We start from the raw sequence: 15,288 nt of genomic DNA, 5'->3' as shown, positions 1-15,288 counted from the left end.
GCCCCGGCCGGCACGCCGGGACCCCCGAGACCCCGCCGACGTCCTTCCAAGGAGGCGAACAGCCATGGCCCACCCCGTTCTCGCGCTCGGCGCCGCCGCGCTCACCGCGGCCGGCAGCACCTGGTACCTCCCGGCCCTCGCGGACCTGCGGGCGGGCGACGACCGTCCCCGTCCCACCCGCCTGGCCGCCGTCGCCTGCCTCACCTGGTGGCTCGGTACGGCCGCCGCCGCCGTGCTCCTGCTGACCCCCGCGGTCTGGCAACTGCCCGCCGCCGTCGTACTCGGCGGCGCGGTCGCCGGCGGCCTGCTGCGGTGGACGGCCGCGGCAGGTCGCAGCGCCGAGCGGCGCGCGGACGCCCGGCGCTGGGCGGCGCTCCCGCCCGGCCCCGCGCCGCTCACCATCCGCCGACGGGCCCGACCCGTGCTCCTGGCCTGGCTGGTCGCGACACCCGCGGTGGCCTCGGCCGTGACCGCCGCGCTCCTGCTGTCGGGCCGCGGCAGTCTCTCCTGACCGGCCACGGCCCCGCGCGGGCCGCCCGCCCCGCCGCCGTCGCCGGAGTCCCGGTCAGCCCTTCCAGGTCCAGTCGGTGACCTCGGGCAGGTCGGTGCCGTGGCTGCGGATCCAGGCCTCGTGGCGGGTACGCCGGTCGGCCATCTCCTGGCGGACGGCCGCGGCCCGGACGGCGAGGCCCGGCACGCGGTCGATGACGTCCATCACCAGGCGGAAGCGGTCGAGGTCGTTGCGGACCACCATGTCGAAGGGCGTGGTGGTGCTGCCGGACTCCTTGTAGCCGCGGACGTGCAGGTACGGGTGGACCGCGCGCCGGTAGGCGAGGCGGTGGATCAGCCAGGGGTAGCCGTGGTAGGCGAAGATCACCGGCCGGTCGCGGGTGAACAGCGCGTCGAACTCGGCGTCCGGCATGCCGTGCGGGTGCTCCCCGGCGGACATCAACCGGGCCAGGTCCACCACGTTGACCACCCGCACGGCGAGGTCCGGCAGGTGGTGGCGCAGCAGCCCGGCCGCGGCGACGACCTCCTGGGTGGGGACGTCGCCCACGCAGGCGAGCACCACGTCCGGCTCGACGGCGGCGTCCCCGCTACCGGCCCACGGCCAGATTCCGGCGCCGCGGGCGCAGTGCACCCTGGCCTCGTCGAGGGTGAGCCAGTCGAAGCAGGGCTGCTTGCCGGCGACGACCACGTTGACGTAGTCCCGGCTGCGCAGGACGTGGTCGGCGACGGCGAGCAGGGTGTTGGCGTCCGGCGGGAGGTACACCCGCACGGCTTCGGGGCTCTTGTTGAGGACGTGGTCGACGAAGCCGGGGTCCTGGTGGGAGAAGCCGTTGTGGTCCTGGCGCCAGACGTGCGAGGTGAGCAGGTAGTTGAGGGAGGCGATCGGCGCGCGCCAGGGGATCCGCCGGGTGGTGCGCAGCCACTTGATGTGCTGGTTGACCATGGAGTCGACGATGTGGGCGAACGCCTCGTAGCAGGAGAACAGGCCGTGGCGGCCGGTCAGCAGGTAGCCCTCCAGCCAGCCCTGGCAGGTGTGTTCGGAGAGGATCTCCATCACCCGGCCGTCCCGGGCGAGGTGTTCGTCGGTGGGGAGGGTCTCGGCCTGCCAGGCCTTTCCGGTGACGGCGTACACGGCGTCGAGGCGGTTGGAGGCGGTCTCGTCGGGGCCGACCAGGCGGAAGTCGCGGCGGTCGGCGGTGGCGGCCATCACTTCTTCGAGCAGGCCGCCGAGCACCCGGGTGGGCTCGTGCGTGGTGGTGCCGGGCCGGTCGACCGGGACGGCGTGCCGTTCCAGCGGCGGCAGCGGCAGCTCGCGCAGCAGCCGGCCGCCGTTGGCGTGCGGGTTGGCGCCGAGCCGGCGGGCGCCCTCCGGGACGCAGGCCAGGACCTCCGCGGTGGGCCGGCCCCGGTCGTCGAAGAGCTCCTCGGGACGGTAGGAGCGCAGCCACGCGTCGAGCCGGGCGAGGTGGTCGGGGTTGTCGCGGACCTGGTCGAGCGGCACCTGGTGGGCGCGCCAGGTGCCCTCAACCGGTAGACCGTCGACCTCGGCGGGGCCGGTCCAGCCCTTCGGGGTGCGCAGGGCGATCATCGGCCAGGACGGGCGCTCGGTGCTGCCGCCGGTGCGGGCCGCGTCCTGGATCTCCCGGATCCGGTCGAGCGCGGTGTCCACGGCCCCGGCCATCTCCCGGTGGACCGTCGCGGGGTCGTCACCGCTGACGTGCAGCGGGAGGTGGCCGTAGCCGCGCAGCAGGGCGTCGAGCTCCGGCTCGGGCAGCCGGGCCAGCACCGCCGGGTTGGCGATCTTGTAGCCGTTGAGGTGCAGGACCGGCAGCACCGCACCGTCGTGGACGGGGTCGAGGAACTTGTTGCCGTGCCAGGAGGCGGCCAGCGGCCCGGTCTCGGCCTCGCCGTCGCCGATCACGCAGGCGACCAGCAGGCCGGGGTTGTCGAGCGCCGCGCCGTAGGCGTGCGAGAGGGAGTACCCGAGCTCGCCGCCCTCGTGGATGGAGCCGGGCGTCTCGGGCGCGACGTGGCTGGGTACCCCGCCGGGGAAGGAGAACTGCCGGAACAGCCGGGCCATGCCCTCGGCGTCGCGGGTGACGTCCGGGTACGTCTCGGTGTAGCTGCCGTCCAGCCAGGAGCCCGCGAGGACGGCGGGCCCGCCGTGGCCCGGGCCCCAGACGCAGATCGCGTCCAGACCGCGGGCCCTGACCACCCGGTTGAGGTGGGTGTGCACCAGGTTGAGGCCGGGGGAGGTGCCCCAGTGGCCGAGCAGGCGGGGCTTGATGTGCTCGGGGCGCAGCGGCTCGCGCAGCAGCGGGTTGGCGAGCAGGTAGATCTGGCCGGCCGCCAGGTAGTTGGCGGCGCGCCAGTGGGCGTCGAGGGCCCGCAGTTCGTGGTCGGGCAGCGGCGTGGCTCGGTCCATCGGGAGGTGTCTCCTCGAACTCGGCGGTGGCGGTGGCAAGGCCGTGGCTTCGGCGGGGCGGGACGGCACGGTGCGGGACGGCGGTCGTCACCGTCCCGTCCCGTGGTACACGGTCCCCGCCGGCGAACCGCGGTGACAGGGCCGGTCGGGGTCGTCCCGGGCCCTGGCGGTGGGCCCACCGGGCCATGCCGGCCCGGACGGTCGCCGGGCCGCCGGCCGTTCGGGCCCGCACGGCGGTCTGCGACAATCGGGGGTCGGCGAGGTGGAGGAGTGGCGCGTGGGCGGCGGCGAGATGCGGTCCCGGATTCCGCAGTTGCGGTTGGACGAACTGCTGGAGGAACTGCAGGCCCGGATCGACACGGCCCGCGGCACCCGGGACCGGGTGCACAGCCTGCTGGAGGCCGTCCTGTCGGTCGGGCGCGAGCTCGACCTGACCCAGGTGCTGCGGCGGATCGTCGAGGCCGCCGCCGTGCTGGTGGACGCCCGCTACGCCGCGCTGGGCGTCATCGGCCCGGACGGGCGGACCCTGGCGCAGTTCCTCACCGTCGGCCTGACGGAGGAGGAGATCGCCCCGATCGGCCCGTACCCGACCGGCCGCGGCATCCTGGGCGAACTGATCCGCCACCCCGAGCCGCTGCGCCTCGCGGACCTCTCCACCCACCCGGCCTCGTACGGGTGCCCGGCGCACCACCCGGTGATGCGGACGTTCCTCGGTGTGCCGGTCCGCGTGCGCGACGAGGTGTTCGGCAACCTCTACCTCACGGACAAGCGGGACGGCGAGGAGTTCGACGCCGACGACGAGTCCGTGATCGCCACGCTGGCGGTGGCCGCCGGGGTGGCGATCGACAACGCCCGCCTGTACGAGGAGGCGCAGCGCCAGCAGCGCTGGTTGAGCGCCAGCGCGGAGATCACCCGCAGCCTGCTGTCCGGCAGCGCCCGCTCCGACGTGGTCGAGCTGATCGCCCGGCGGGCCGCCGAGATCACCGGGGCCGAACTGGCGGACGTGTCCGTACCGGTGACGGGGACGGACACCCTGCGGGTCGAACTGGCGCTGGGCGGTGACGCCGGGCGTCTGGGCCTGGTCGTCCCGGTGGAGGGCTCGCTGTCGGGCGAGGCCTGCGCCGTCGGCTCCCCGGTGACCACGGCGGACCTCGCGGGCGACCCGCGGCTGTCCGCCGGACCGCGCCGCTTCCAGGGCCTGGGGCCGGCGGTGGCGGTGCCGCTCGGCCGGGCGTCCGGTCCGATCGGGGGCGTGCTGCTGCTGGCCCGGCGGGCCGGCGAACCCGAGTTCACCGACCGGGAGATCGCGCCGCTGCTCGGCTTCGCCGACCAGGCCGCCCTGGCCCTGGAACTGGCGGAGCGTCGCCGGGACGCCGAGCAGCTGGCCATGCTGGAGGACCGCGACCGGATCGCCCGCGACCTGCACGACCTGGCCATCCAGCGGCTGTTCGCCACCGGGATGACGCTGCAGAGCGCGGCCCGGTTCATCGACCACCCCGGCGCCTCCGACCGGGTGCTGCGCGCGGTGGGTGACCTGGACGAGACCATCAAGATCATCCGGTCCACCATCTTCGGGCTGCGCGCCCGGGACGAGGCGACCGACCAGGGACTGCGGGCCCGGGTCGTACGGACCGCCGAGGCGGCCCAGGCGGTGCTGGGCTTCGCACCCCGGCTGAGCATGGAGGGCCTGCTGGACACCGACGTGCCGCCGGAGGTCGCGGAGCACGTCCTGGCGGTGCTGGGCGAGGCGCTGAGCAACGCGGCCCGGCACGCGAAGGCCGGCCGGGTCGAGGTGGTGCTGCAGGCGACCGGACGGGACGTCGTCCTCACGGTGCAGGACGACGGCGTGGGCCTGCCCGAGGACGGACGCCGCAGCGGGCTGCGCAACCTCGCCGAACGGGCCGAGGGGCTCGGCGGCGCGTTCGAACTCGCCAGCCCGCGGGAGGGCGGCACCAAACTGGTGTGGTCCGCGCCGCTGGGAGCCTGAGCCGCCGGCGCCGGGCCGTCCCGCCGGCCAGCAGGTCCCGGCCGGTCAGCAGGTCCCGGCCGGTGGGCCGGCCAGGGCGCGGCCGGTCACCAGCTCCGGGAGGATCCGGACGGACACCTGCCCGGCGGGCGTCGCCGGCGCGGACGGCGCGGGGGCCGCGGGGCCCAGCGGGCAGGTGGGATCCGGGGTGACGTCGGCCCGGCCGAGGACGGTGACGCTCCAGCCGCTGCCGTCCGTCTCGCTGAGCTCACCCGCCTCGAAGGCGACCAGCGCACCGGCCACCGCGCGGACGAGCTCCGACGCGCCGTCCGCCCGCAGCAGCACGCTGCCGTCCCCGCCGAGGCGGTAGCGGACGGGCAGCACGGCGGGCAGGGCGCCGACGGTGTAGACGACGCGGCCGACGGCCGTGCGGCCCAGGAGTTCGAGGCACTGCCGCTCGTCGAGCGGCGTCTGGTCGGGTGTCATGGTGTCCATGCTCGCCGCGGGCCGCCCGGTGCGGGAGAGGCCGATGGTCCCCGGTCCCCGGCGGCCGGCCCCGGATCAGGAGGTGTGACGGCCCGTGGCGCGGTCGTGGCCGGCGAGCGCCTGGGTGGCGAGCACGGCGGCCTGCACCCGGCGTTCGACACCGAGCTTGGCCAGCAGCCGGGAGATGTGGTTCTTGACGGTCTTCTCGGCCAGGTAGAGCCGCTGGCTGATCTGCCGGTTGGTCAACCCCTCGCCGACCAGCACGAGGATCTCCCGCTCGCGGTCGGTCAGCTGGGGGAAGTCGGGGGTCTGCGGCGCGCTGTCCCCGCGCAGACGGGCCATCAGACGGGTCGTCGCGCCGGGATCCAGCATCGACTGGCCGCCGGCGACCGTCCGCACCGCCGAGACCAGGTCGGTGCCGCTGATCTGCTTCAGCACGTAGCCGGCGGCCCCCGCCATGATGGAGTCGAGCAGGGCCTCCTCGTCGTCGAACGAGGTGAGGATCAGACAGGCCAGCTCCGGCATCCGCGAACGCAGGTCCCGGCAGACCGTCACACCGTCCCCGTCCGGCAGCCTCAGGTCCAGGATCGCCACGTCCGGACGCAGCGCCGGGACCCGGGCCAGCGCCTGTTCGACGGTGCCCGCCTCCCCGACCACCGTCAGGTCGGGCTCGGCGTCCAGCAGGTCGTGCACCCCCCGGCGGACCACCTCGTGATCGTCCAGCAGGAACACCCTCACAGGGCGCACGGCCCCGTCCGCTGCGCTGTCCGCCATCACCGCTCCGTACTCGGGACCTGCCGGCCGCGCCGGCAGGTCGCAGGAAACCTCCGGGCAGTCTGCCCGGCCGGCCGCGGACGGCGACAGGGCCGTCCGGCCCTATTCGCGTCGGCGGGGGCACGGCGGCTGGGCGGCGGCCGGGCGCTGAGGCTGGGCGCGGCTGCGGGAGTGCGGGGTCGGGGTGAGCGCGGGGTCGGGGGAGTGCGGCGGTACGGGGGTGCGTCAGTCGTGCGGGACCACCACCACCGGGGCCGGCGCGTGCTGGATCACCGCGTGGGCGACCGGCCCGAGGTGCAGACCGAACGGGTGCCGGCGGTGCCGGCGGCCGACCACCACGAGCACCGCGTCACCGGAGGCGTCCACCAGCGCGCCGGCCCCGCCGCCCATCCGGCTGTCCTCCACCACCTCGACCTCGGGGTACTTCTCCCGCCATCCGGCCAGCGCGTCTCCGAGCAACTCGGCCTCGATCGCCCGGAACTGGTCGACCTCCAGCTGGGGCGCCACCCATCCCGCGTATCCCCAGACCGGGGGCGGGGTCCAGCCGTGTACGGCCCGCAGCACGGCGCCCCGGGAGGCGGCCTGCCGGAAGGCGAAGTCGACGACCTCGTCCGCCGGGACCCGCGGGTCGACGCCGACCACCACCTCGGGGGCGCCGGATCCGGCGGCCGCCGCCGGCCGGGCCGCGCGGACCAGGGCCACCGGCACGTCGCACCGGGCCGCGACCGCGAGGCCGACCGAGCCGACCAGCAGCCCGGCGAATCCGCCGAGGCCCAGCGAGCCGAGCACCAGCAGCTCGGCGTCGGCCGCGGCGTCGGCCAGGGACGCCGCCGGCTCGTCCCCGTCCAGGATCTCGGTGTGCACCGTCAGCCCGGGGTGGGCCCGGCTGACCGCCTGCGCGGTGTGGGCGAGCATCCGCGCGGTCAGGCCGCGGACGTCCGCGGGCCGGCCGCGTCCGGCGTTCAGGTCGTCCTGCCAGGTCCACGCGTGGACCAGCCACAGGTTGAGACCGAGGCGTACGGCCTCGTCGGCGGCCCACTGCGCGGCCGCGGTGCTCTCGGGTGAGCCGTCGACTCCCGCCAGCACGTATCCGGTCATGAACTACCCCTCCAGGGTCGGCGGTCGGCCTCGGGCGCGGATCGCCCTCGGGCCGTCCACCAGCCTTCACCGGCCCGCGGCCCCACCCCAGGGCCGGCCGGACCCCGCACTGGGGCCGGAGGTCCCGAGCCGGTCCCGCGGGCCTCCTGCCGGAGCTGTGCGACGACCGCCCGGTCGGTGTCATCGGGATTCACGGCCATGCCGCGAAACTGCCGGGAGATCCACGGCGGGCGGCGGGGAACGCCGGGAGGATCGGGTTCCCCGAGGCACTCTCGCCGCCATAACCTCGGAGCATGCAACTTGGTGTCAACGTACCGAACTTCGGGCCCGGGACCGACCCCGGCGTGCTGCGCGAGTGGGCGCGGGTCGTGGCGGGACTCGGGTTCGACCTGCTGATGGTGTCGGACCACGTGGCCGTCACCCCCGATGTGGCCGAGCGCTATCCGGAGCCGTTCTACGACCCGTTCGCCACGCTGTCCTGGCTGGCCGGAGCGAGCGACGGCGGGCTGCGGCTGGGCACGACCGTGCTGGTGCTGCCGTACCGGCATCCGCTGCTGGTGGCGCGGATGGCGAGCAGCCTGCAACGGCTCAGCGGGGGGCGGTTCGTGCTCGGCGTGGGGGTCGGGTGGGCGCGGCAGGAGTTCGACGCGCTCGGCGTGCCGTTCGGCGAGCGGGGCCGGCTGACCGACACGTGCCTGGGCGTGCTGCGGGAGACCTGGCGGACGGCGGCCGGGGACGCCCCCGCGGTGTGGGTCGGCGGCCACAGCGCGGCGGCGATCCGTCGGGTCCTCAGGTACGGCGACGCCTGGCACCCGCTGCGGCTTCCGGTGGAGCGGATGCGCTCGGTCCTCGCCGACCACGCGTTGCCCGGGTTCGCGCCACGGATCGCGCTGCGGCTCACCGACGCTCCGGTCGAGGAGGCCGACCGGCCGGCCGGCGTGGGGGATCCGGAGCAGGTCGTGGGCGATCTGGCGGACCTCCGTGCGCTCGGTGCCGAGACGGTGGTGCTCGACCCGTACGACGGCGACCCCGCCCAGACGCTCCGGCCGGAGGCGGCGTGGCGGGCCCTCGCGACGGTGGCCGAACGGTGGAGAATGACGTCGTGATCACCCCTGTCGACGAGGCGCTGCTGCGGCGCGCCATCGGTATCGCGGCGCGTGCGGTGGAACTGGGCGACGCACCGTACGGTTCGCTGCTGGTCGGGCCGGACGGCACGGTCCTCGCCGAGGCCCACAACACCGTCCGGCGCGACGACGACATCACGGCCCATCCCGAGCTGAAACTGGCCCGCTGGGCGGCCCGCGAACTCGATGCGGACACGGCCGCCGGCACCACCATGTACACCAGCTGCCAGCCGTGCGGCATGTGCGCGGGCGGCATCCTGCGCTCCGGCATCGGCCGGGTCGTCCACGCGCTCTCCACCGATCAACTCGTCGGGCTCAACCCGCCGTCGGGCGCCTGGCCGGCGGTGGCCCAGGACGGCCCGGCCCTGTTCGACGAGGCCCGCGCCCCCGTCGAGGCCTACTACCGGCCGAGCTGAGCTCGCGACGGGCGCGAGGTCACCGGCATGGGCCTCGGCTCGGCGTTGATCGCCGCTGCGCGCTGTGTTCCTCGATCTATTCAGCGCGCTGGACGGCCCCGCCGACGTCGTGGCGTCTGGCCCGGTGCTTGCTCCTCGCGCCGGGAGGCCCTCCCGGGCCCGCTCGCACGGATCGCGTCCGGCGCGGCGAGCGTCACCGAGCGGCCCTACGCTGGCGCCGTGAACATCGATGATCTTGAGTGGCAGGCGAAGCACTCCAGTGGGATCTCCTGGAGGCTGGTGAACCTCCTGCTGGAACGGGGGCATCTGGACCTGGTGATCCGGGCCGCGCATGAGCGAGGTGAGTGGTCCTGCGCCGAGGCGGCAGCCCGTGAGCTGCGCCGGACCGGGGAGTACGAGCGGGCCTGCGGCGTGCTGGAGCCCTTCGTCACCGCGGGCTGGCGGCCCGCCGTCCGGGAGACGGCGGAAACCCTGGTCCAGTGGGGCCGGATCGACGAAGCGCTGGCACTGGTCCGTCCGGACGAGGCCGGCCGCCGGTCGGACCGTGTGTGCTTCGACTTCGCCGAACTCCTGGCCGCGGCCGGGCGTGTGGACGAGGCGATCGAATTCCTGCGACCCCACCTCGGCGGCTGGTGGCTGACGTCGTGCCTCGTCGAGATCACCGACGGGCAGGACCGGGACGCCCGGGGTGCTGGAGCTGCTGGACCCGCTCGCGCAGAGTGCCCGGCAGGCCCGCGGCGAGGCCCGGTGGTACCACCCCTGCCACAACGCGCAGGAGCTGCAGGCCCACGTCCTCGAACGCTCCGGCCGCACCGAGGAGGCGATCCGGATCCTCGGCGCGGACATAGCCGCAGGCCGCTTCCTGACCCGGAACACCCTCACCGCGTACGCCGAACTCCTGTTGCGTCACGGGCGCATCGAGGCCCTGCGGGAACTGGGCGCCGGAAACCGGGCGGGCGTCGCTCTCCCCTACTACGCGCGGGCCCTCGAAGGCGCGGGGAGGGCCGAGGAGGCGGAGATGGTCCTGCGGGAGGTCATCGGCTCCGACGAGCATCCGGACCGCTTCCGCCGGCCCCTGATCGATCTGCTGGCCCGCCAGGGCCGCCTCGACGAAGCGGTCGAGGTGGGACGCCCCACGTTCGAATACCACGACGCCTGCCTCCTCGAAGGGGTCATCCACCTCCTCCAGAAGGCCGGGCGCCCCGAGGACGCCCTGACCCTCCTCGACGAACGCAGCGCCGAGTTCGTCGACGAACACCCCACCTGGTTCGCCTCGAACCGGATGTGGCTGCTGGGCGAGGCCGGCCGGTACGAGGAGGCCCTCGACCACGCCGCGACCCGGCCCGCGGACGAGTACCGCTGAAGGAGACGACGGCCTGGCTGCTGGTGGACTCCGGCCGTGTCGAGGAGGCCGTCACGCTGCTGAGGGCCGGCGACCCCCCACACCTGTCGGAGCTGGCCGAGATCCTGGTCACCCAGGGACGCGCCGCCGAGGCGCTCGCCGTCCTGCCCACGCTCGCCGAGGAACGCGCGGCGCAGCGGACGGGGACGCCCGTCGCCACCGACGAGAACGGCTACGCCATCGAACCCCCCGTCTAGGACGGCCCGGTTCAGCGAGGACACCTGGGGCAGGTGGTCCGGGAGCCCGTGCGCCCTGGCGTGGCTCCTGTCCTCGCCGAGCTGGGTGTTCCTCGATCGACCCGGCGCGTTCGACCGCCTTTCCGGCGTCGTGACGTGCGGCCGGTTGCTGCTTCTTCGAGCCGGGAGGCCGTCCGGGGCCCGGTTCGGACGCCGATGCCGGCCCGCACCGGGACGACGCCCCAGCCGTGGCCGGCCATCGCGGCCACGTCGCGGACGGCGCCGCTCAGCATGCCGGCGGCCCCGGTGCGGCCTCGGTGGGGACGTTCCACCAGATGAACACCTCGGTGCTCGGCGGGCGTTCGGAGAAGCGGCCGGTGGGGGAGGCCGCCAGCAGGAGCCGCCGCAGGTCCGCCTCGAACGCGCCGCGGCACGCCCCGAACAGGTGCGGAGCCGCGTACGACATCGAGAACACGCCCGCCACGAGGTCGTCGACCGTGCGGACCAGCGGGGGCCCGCCGGGGACGACGTGGCGCTGCGGGCCGGCGAAGCCCGCTCCGGTCAGGATCACGGCCTCGCCCCCGGGCGTCCCCTGCCGCAGGACACCCCGGCCGGCCCGTCGGACCGGCCCCGGCTGCGGCTCGTGCGGCCTCGGCGATCATCCCGCCGTCCGGGTCCACGCCGACGACCTCGCCGAACAGGTACGCCAGACCCAGGGCGAGGGTGCCGGGCCCGCAGCCCACGTCGATCAGGCGTCCGCGCCCGTCGAGCCGCAGGGCCCCGGCGAGCACCGCCGCCAGCCCCGGGGCGTACGGCAGCCTGCCGCGCCGGTAGTACGGGGCGGTGCCGGCGAACAGCGTGTCGTCCCACTCCCACGCGGCGGTCACCGGCTCAGGCCGGGTCGTCGAGCCGCGCGGAGAGGCCCCGGGCCAGGCACTCGGCGAGGCGGACGGCGATGGTTCCGTCGGGGTCCAGGCGGGGGTTGAAGATGGTGACGTCGAGGCCGACGGCGCGTTCCTCGGCCAGCGCCGTCCACAGCACGCTCTCCAGCTCCGCCCAGGTCAGCCCGTCGGGGAGGCGGTAGTCGACGGCCGGCATCACGGCGTCGTCCAGTACGTCGACGTCGAGGTGGACCCAGAACCCGGCGCTGCCGCCGGCCGTCAGGTGGTCCACCGCCCGCCGGGCGGCCGTGGCGGCACCGGCCGCCCGTACGCCGTCGAGATCGAACGCGCGCAGCTGGGGCGGCAGCGGCTGCATCCCGGCCTCGACGGCCTCGGCGGTGTCGCGGTAACCGAAGGCGACGACGTCCTCGTCACGCAGCAGCGGGCCGCGGCCTTCGAGGTCGGTGAGCATCCGGGGGCCGCGGCCGGTGGCGAGGGCGAGGTCCATCGAGGCCGCCTCGCCGGCCGGTTCCGCGGCCGGCTGGTAGAAGTCGGTGTGGCCGTCGAGGAACAGCAGCCCGTAGCGGCCACGGCGTCGCAGGGCGAGGAGGTTGCCGAGCAGGATGCTGCAGTCGCCGCCGAGGACGACGGGGAAGCGGCCGCCGTCGAGGACGGCCCCGACGGTGTCGGCCAGCGCGGCGGAGTACCGTGCGATGCCGGCCGGGTTGAGGACCCCGGTGGTCTCGTCCCGGGTGGCGTCCCAGGCCGGTGGCTCCACGCGGCCGGCCCGGACCGCCGCCGGCCGGCCGAGCGGGCCGAGCGGGCCCAGCAGGTCGAGCAGCCCGGCGTCGAGCAGGGCCGCGGGCAGGTCCTGGACGCCGGACGGCCGCAGCCCGAGCACGGACGGTGCCTCGATGATCGCGAGTTCCGGCACGGCATAACCCTTTCGTCGGAGGGGCGGGGGCGGACGCCCGCAGAGCGGACCCTATGCCGGACCGGCCCGGTGAGGTGCGGGCCCGGGCGCGTCCGCGCGAACATCACCCGACTGCGGAATCCGGCGCCCGCTACCCGACGGCGAATCCGACTCCCTCCGCTCCGACCGGGCCCGGTGCGGACGGGTTCGGGCCGGCGCCCGCTACCCGACGGCGAATCCGACTCCCTCCGCTCCGACCGGGCCCGGTGCGGACGGGTTCGGGCCGGCGCGGGCGCGGCGGGCCTCGGCCACGAGTCCGCCGACGCGGACCTGCTGCCGGGCCGGGGTGATGGCCGGTCAGAGGAGGCCGGGCTCCTCCCGCAGGGCGGGGGCGAACGCCCCGCCGGTCGGGAAACGCCGACCAGCGGCGCCCCCGAGGACTTGCCCGGCGTCGTCACGTACGCGCAGGCGGACGAGGCGACCGCCTCAAGGTCCTGTGCGGTGACCAGCCGGTGCTACCACGGGACGGTCTCGCCGTTGCGGTCCAGGAACTGCAGACCGGGGGCGCCGGCCTGCGCTTCGAGGACGTCGGCGACGGCCGGCACGCTCTCGTGGGGGAGCAGGGGCGCGTCCGGCCCGCCGAGCCGGGTCCGGTTGTGGCCGGGGTCGATGAGCAGCTTGGTGTGCCCGTCGTCGGCGTTGCGGGTGGCGTAGCTGCGCATCAGCTGGTTGAGCGCGGCCTTGCTGGCCTTGTAGAGCTCGTAGCCGTCCTCGGTGTTGCGCGAGATGCTGCCCTGCTCGGACGACATCACGGCGACGGTTCCGCCGGGGGCCACCAGGTCGCGCAGGGTCTCGACGGTGCGCAGCGGGCTCAGCGCGTTGGTGATCATCACCTCGGTGAACATCTCGGTCGGGACCTCGCCGATCGGCAGGTCACCCCGGTCGATCGCGGCGTTGACGAAGAGCAGGTCGAGCCGGGTGCCCGCCAGGCGTTCGCGCAGTGCGGCGAGCTGCTCGGGGTCCGTCATCTCCAGCGACTCGACCGTCAGCCGGCCGTCGCAGGTGCGGGCCGTGGCGTGCAGCTCGCCGCTGTCGTGGCGGGCCGTGGCGACGACCTGCCAGGCGCGTCGGCAGAGCTCCTCGGCGAGGACGAGCCCCAGCCCTCGGGAGGCTCCGACAACGAGTGCTCGGCGGTCGGTGGTGGTGTTGGTGGTGGTGGACATGGGCGCTCCTTCTCGTTCCACGAGTGCTCGGACTGGACGCGACGTTGCGTCTAGTCGAGACGTTGCGTCCAGACTAGGTGACGACTCCGCCGTTTGGGTATCGTGTTTCGCATGTCCACCCCGAGCTCCCCGCCGCCGGCCCAGACCCAGACCCAGACCCAGACTCAGCCACCGGCCCGGCCACCCCGGGCGCACTCCGGCAGCCGGCGCGACGAGGCGGCCCGGCTGGCCGTGCTGCACGCCGCGGACGATCTGCTCGTCGAGCACGGCTTCGGCGCGCTGACCGTCGAGGCGATCGCACGCCGTGCCGGTGTCGCCAAGCAGACGATCTACCGCTGGTGGCCCTCGAAGGTCGAGATCCTCCTCGACACGCTGATCGAGGACAGCGCCAAGCGCATCCCCGTCCCCGTGGACAAGCCCACCGCCAACGGCATCCGCGGTTACCTGCGCGCTTTCGCGCGGTTCCTCACCCGCGATCCGGCCGGCAAGGTCCTGCTCGCCCTGCTCGCCGAGGCGCAGCACGACCCCGGCACGGCCGCGGCCTTCCACATGCGCTATCTGGACCCCCGCCGGAGCCAGGAACGCGACCTGCTCGCGCGCGCCGTCGAAGCCGGTGAGATCTCACCGGAACTGGGCCCCGACGCCACGGTCGACGCGCTGATCGGCCCGATCGTCTACCGCGCCATGACCGGATCGACCATCCCCCGAGGACTGGTCGACACCCTCGTCGACGACCTGCTGAGGCCCGGCTCGACATGAGCGGAGCCGGGCGTCGACTGACTCACTGACCGGCCGGCCGGCCGACCGCCCGTCCGCCGTTTGCAGGGGCTTGTCACACGTTGCCGGTCTTGTCGAAGAAGCCGGAGGGGAAGTACGCCACGGCCAGGACGATCCGGGGCACGGCATCCACCGCGTCCGGAGCGGGTTCCCCGCCCCGACCGGCTCACCCCGACCGCCCCGCCTGAGGGATCCCGGGCCGTGAGCCGCCCGGTGAGCGGCCCGCGCCCCGGGACCGGGCGCCGGGTCGGGCGGGGGGTCAGGCGCGCGGCGGGCGGGTGGCCGTGTCGAGGTAGAAGGCGTCGATGGTCTGGACGGCCCGCTCGAACTCCTCCAGGTTCACGGGCTTGGTCACGTACGCGTTGGCGTGGCTGCTGTACGCGCCGGTGACGTCGTCGGGCGCGGAGGAGGTGGTCAGCACCACGACCGGGATGGTCCGCAGGTCCTCGTCGGTCTTCAGGACCTTCAGCAGGTCACGGCCGTTCATCCGGGGCATGTTCAGGTCGAGGACGATCAGGTCGGGCCGCACGCTGCCGGGTGCGCGCAGGTGCTCCAGGGCGGCGATCCCGTCGGTGACCTGGACCAGGTTGCGCGCCCCCCGATCGGCCAGGGCCTCTTCGATGAGCATGGCGTCGGCCATGTCGTCCTCGACGAGCAGGACGTCGAAGGGGCGGGCGGGGCTGGTCATCATCGGATGCTCCGAGGGTGCCTCGTTGGGATGGTGGAAGATCCCCGGCCAGCGGCGTCGGGCACCCTGGCGGGTCATGCCGCAGGCGGAGCCGAGCTGGGGGTAGCCGGCGCCCGCACGGGCGGCGGCCACGGCCACCTCCCGCTGGAGCCGCTCGGTCGCCTGCTGGAGGTGGTCCAGCACGTGCAGCAGGGAGAGCTCCCGGGCGGGACCGGCACCGGCCGGCGGCGGTGACTCCTCCAGCAGTTCGAGCACAAGACGCCGCGCGATCCTGCGGACGGCCGCGTCCGCGACCGCGGCCGTCTCACGCTGGGTCGTCCGCAACACGAAGTTCTTGCCAGGCATACCGGAACCTTAGGCCCCTGCCTGACCCCACGACAACATTCATTGTCGGACGCCCTCTACAGTGTGCGCTGCGCCGTTTTCGAG

14 protein-coding genes and 1 pseudogene are annotated in these 15,288 nt (G+C 74.8%); 7 read left to right on the top strand and 8 right to left on the bottom strand.

Annotated elements, in window-relative coordinates; all coding sequences use genetic code 11:
• Window positions 1-64 precede the first annotated feature (64 nt).
• The gene (locus ACIOFR_RS32430) at window positions 65-511 is read left to right on the top strand and encodes a hypothetical protein (protein ID WP_401002821.1); all 447 of its coding nucleotides are present in this window, start codon (window positions 65-67) and stop codon (window positions 509-511) included.
• Window positions 512-565: 54 nt separating this feature from the next.
• Here ACIOFR_RS32430 and ACIOFR_RS32425 read toward each other — a convergent pair whose 3' ends face one another.
• Window positions 566-2,935 carry a phosphoketolase gene (locus tag ACIOFR_RS32425; RefSeq protein WP_401002820.1) on the bottom strand — a complete coding sequence of 790 codons (2,370 nt, stop codon included), beginning with the start codon at window positions 2,933-2,935 and terminating at the stop codon, window positions 566-568.
• Window positions 2,936-3,227: 292 nt separating this feature from the next.
• Here ACIOFR_RS32425 and ACIOFR_RS32420 point away from each other — a divergent pair, with 292 nt between their 5' ends.
• On the top strand, window positions 3,228-4,922 hold the full coding sequence (locus ACIOFR_RS32420; protein ID WP_401002846.1) for a GAF domain-containing protein: 1,695 nt from the start codon (window positions 3,228-3,230) through the stop codon (window positions 4,920-4,922).
• A 45-nt stretch (window positions 4,923-4,967) separates the two neighbouring features.
• On the opposite strand, the gene ACIOFR_RS32415 is transcribed toward ACIOFR_RS32420, so the two are convergent.
• The 3 genes from ACIOFR_RS32415 to ACIOFR_RS32405 form a co-directional block, all read right to left on the bottom strand.
• On the bottom strand, window positions 4,968-5,387 hold the full coding sequence (locus ACIOFR_RS32415) for a pyridoxamine 5'-phosphate oxidase family protein (RefSeq protein WP_401002819.1): 420 nt from the start codon (window positions 5,385-5,387) through the stop codon (window positions 4,968-4,970).
• Window positions 5,388-5,462: 75 nt separating this feature from the next.
• Window positions 5,463-6,161 (bottom strand): response regulator, encoded by a 699-nt coding sequence (locus ACIOFR_RS32410; RefSeq protein WP_401002818.1) that lies wholly within the window; start codon window positions 6,159-6,161, stop codon window positions 5,463-5,465.
• Window positions 6,162-6,386: 225 nt separating this feature from the next.
• Window positions 6,387-7,259, bottom strand: coding sequence for a universal stress protein (locus tag ACIOFR_RS32405; RefSeq protein ID WP_401002817.1), 873 nt, complete (start codon window positions 7,257-7,259; stop codon window positions 6,387-6,389).
• Window positions 7,260-7,552: 293 nt separating this feature from the next.
• Between ACIOFR_RS32405 and ACIOFR_RS32400 the strand changes: the two genes are divergently transcribed.
• The 4 genes from ACIOFR_RS32400 to ACIOFR_RS32385 all read left to right on the top strand — a co-directional run bounded on the left by ACIOFR_RS32400 (window position 7,553) and on the right by ACIOFR_RS32385 (window position 10,398).
• Window positions 7,553-8,365, top strand: a complete 813-nt coding sequence (locus ACIOFR_RS32400) for an LLM class flavin-dependent oxidoreductase (protein WP_401002816.1) — start codon at window positions 7,553-7,555, stop codon at window positions 8,363-8,365.
• Window positions 8,362-8,799 carry a nucleoside deaminase gene (locus tag ACIOFR_RS32395; protein ID WP_401002815.1) on the top strand — a complete coding sequence of 146 codons (438 nt, stop codon included), beginning with the start codon at window positions 8,362-8,364 and terminating at the stop codon, window positions 8,797-8,799. The genes ACIOFR_RS32400 and ACIOFR_RS32395 overlap by 4 nt, the downstream gene beginning before the upstream one ends.
• Window positions 8,800-9,487: 688 nt before the next feature.
• Window positions 9,488-10,162, top strand: coding sequence for a hypothetical protein (locus tag ACIOFR_RS32390; protein ID WP_401002814.1), 675 nt, complete (start codon window positions 9,488-9,490; stop codon window positions 10,160-10,162).
• Window positions 10,163-10,185: 23 nt separating this feature from the next.
• Entirely contained in the window at window positions 10,186-10,398 is a 213-nt protein-coding gene (locus tag ACIOFR_RS32385) for a hypothetical protein (RefSeq protein ID WP_401002813.1), read from the top strand.
• 265 nt (window positions 10,399-10,663) lie between these two features.
• On the opposite strand, the pseudogene ACIOFR_RS32380 reads toward ACIOFR_RS32385, so the two are convergent.
• The 3 genes and pseudogenes from ACIOFR_RS32380 to ACIOFR_RS32370 form a co-directional block, all read right to left on the bottom strand.
• A pseudogene (locus ACIOFR_RS32380) lies at window positions 10,664-11,264 on the bottom strand (methyltransferase domain-containing protein).
• Window positions 11,265-11,268: 4 nt separating this feature from the next.
• Complete coding sequence (locus tag ACIOFR_RS32375; RefSeq protein WP_401002812.1) at window positions 11,269-12,192, bottom strand: arginase family protein; 924 nt, start codon at window positions 12,190-12,192, stop codon at window positions 11,269-11,271.
• Window positions 12,193-12,686: 494 nt separating this feature from the next.
• Complete coding sequence (locus ACIOFR_RS32370; protein ID WP_401002811.1) at window positions 12,687-13,394, bottom strand: SDR family NAD(P)-dependent oxidoreductase; 708 nt, start codon at window positions 13,392-13,394, stop codon at window positions 12,687-12,689.
• 111 nt (window positions 13,395-13,505) lie between these two features.
• Between ACIOFR_RS32370 and ACIOFR_RS32365 the strand changes: the two genes are divergently transcribed.
• A complete protein-coding gene (locus ACIOFR_RS32365; protein ID WP_401002810.1) occupies window positions 13,506-14,153 on the top strand; it encodes a TetR/AcrR family transcriptional regulator in 648 nt (215 codons plus the stop codon).
• Between the two features lie 277 nt (window positions 14,154-14,430).
• Here ACIOFR_RS32365 and ACIOFR_RS32360 read toward each other — a convergent pair whose 3' ends face one another.
• Window positions 14,431-15,204 (bottom strand): response regulator, encoded by a 774-nt coding sequence (locus tag ACIOFR_RS32360; RefSeq protein ID WP_401002809.1) that lies wholly within the window; start codon window positions 15,202-15,204, stop codon window positions 14,431-14,433.
• Window positions 15,205-15,288: the final 84 nt, after the last annotated feature.

Origin of the sequence: Kitasatospora sp. NPDC088346 (genome assembly GCF_044740765.1) — a bacterium.
GTDB lineage: Bacteria > Actinomycetota > Actinomycetes > Streptomycetales > Streptomycetaceae > Kitasatospora.
This window is presented reverse-complemented; position numbering and strand designations above follow the sequence as displayed.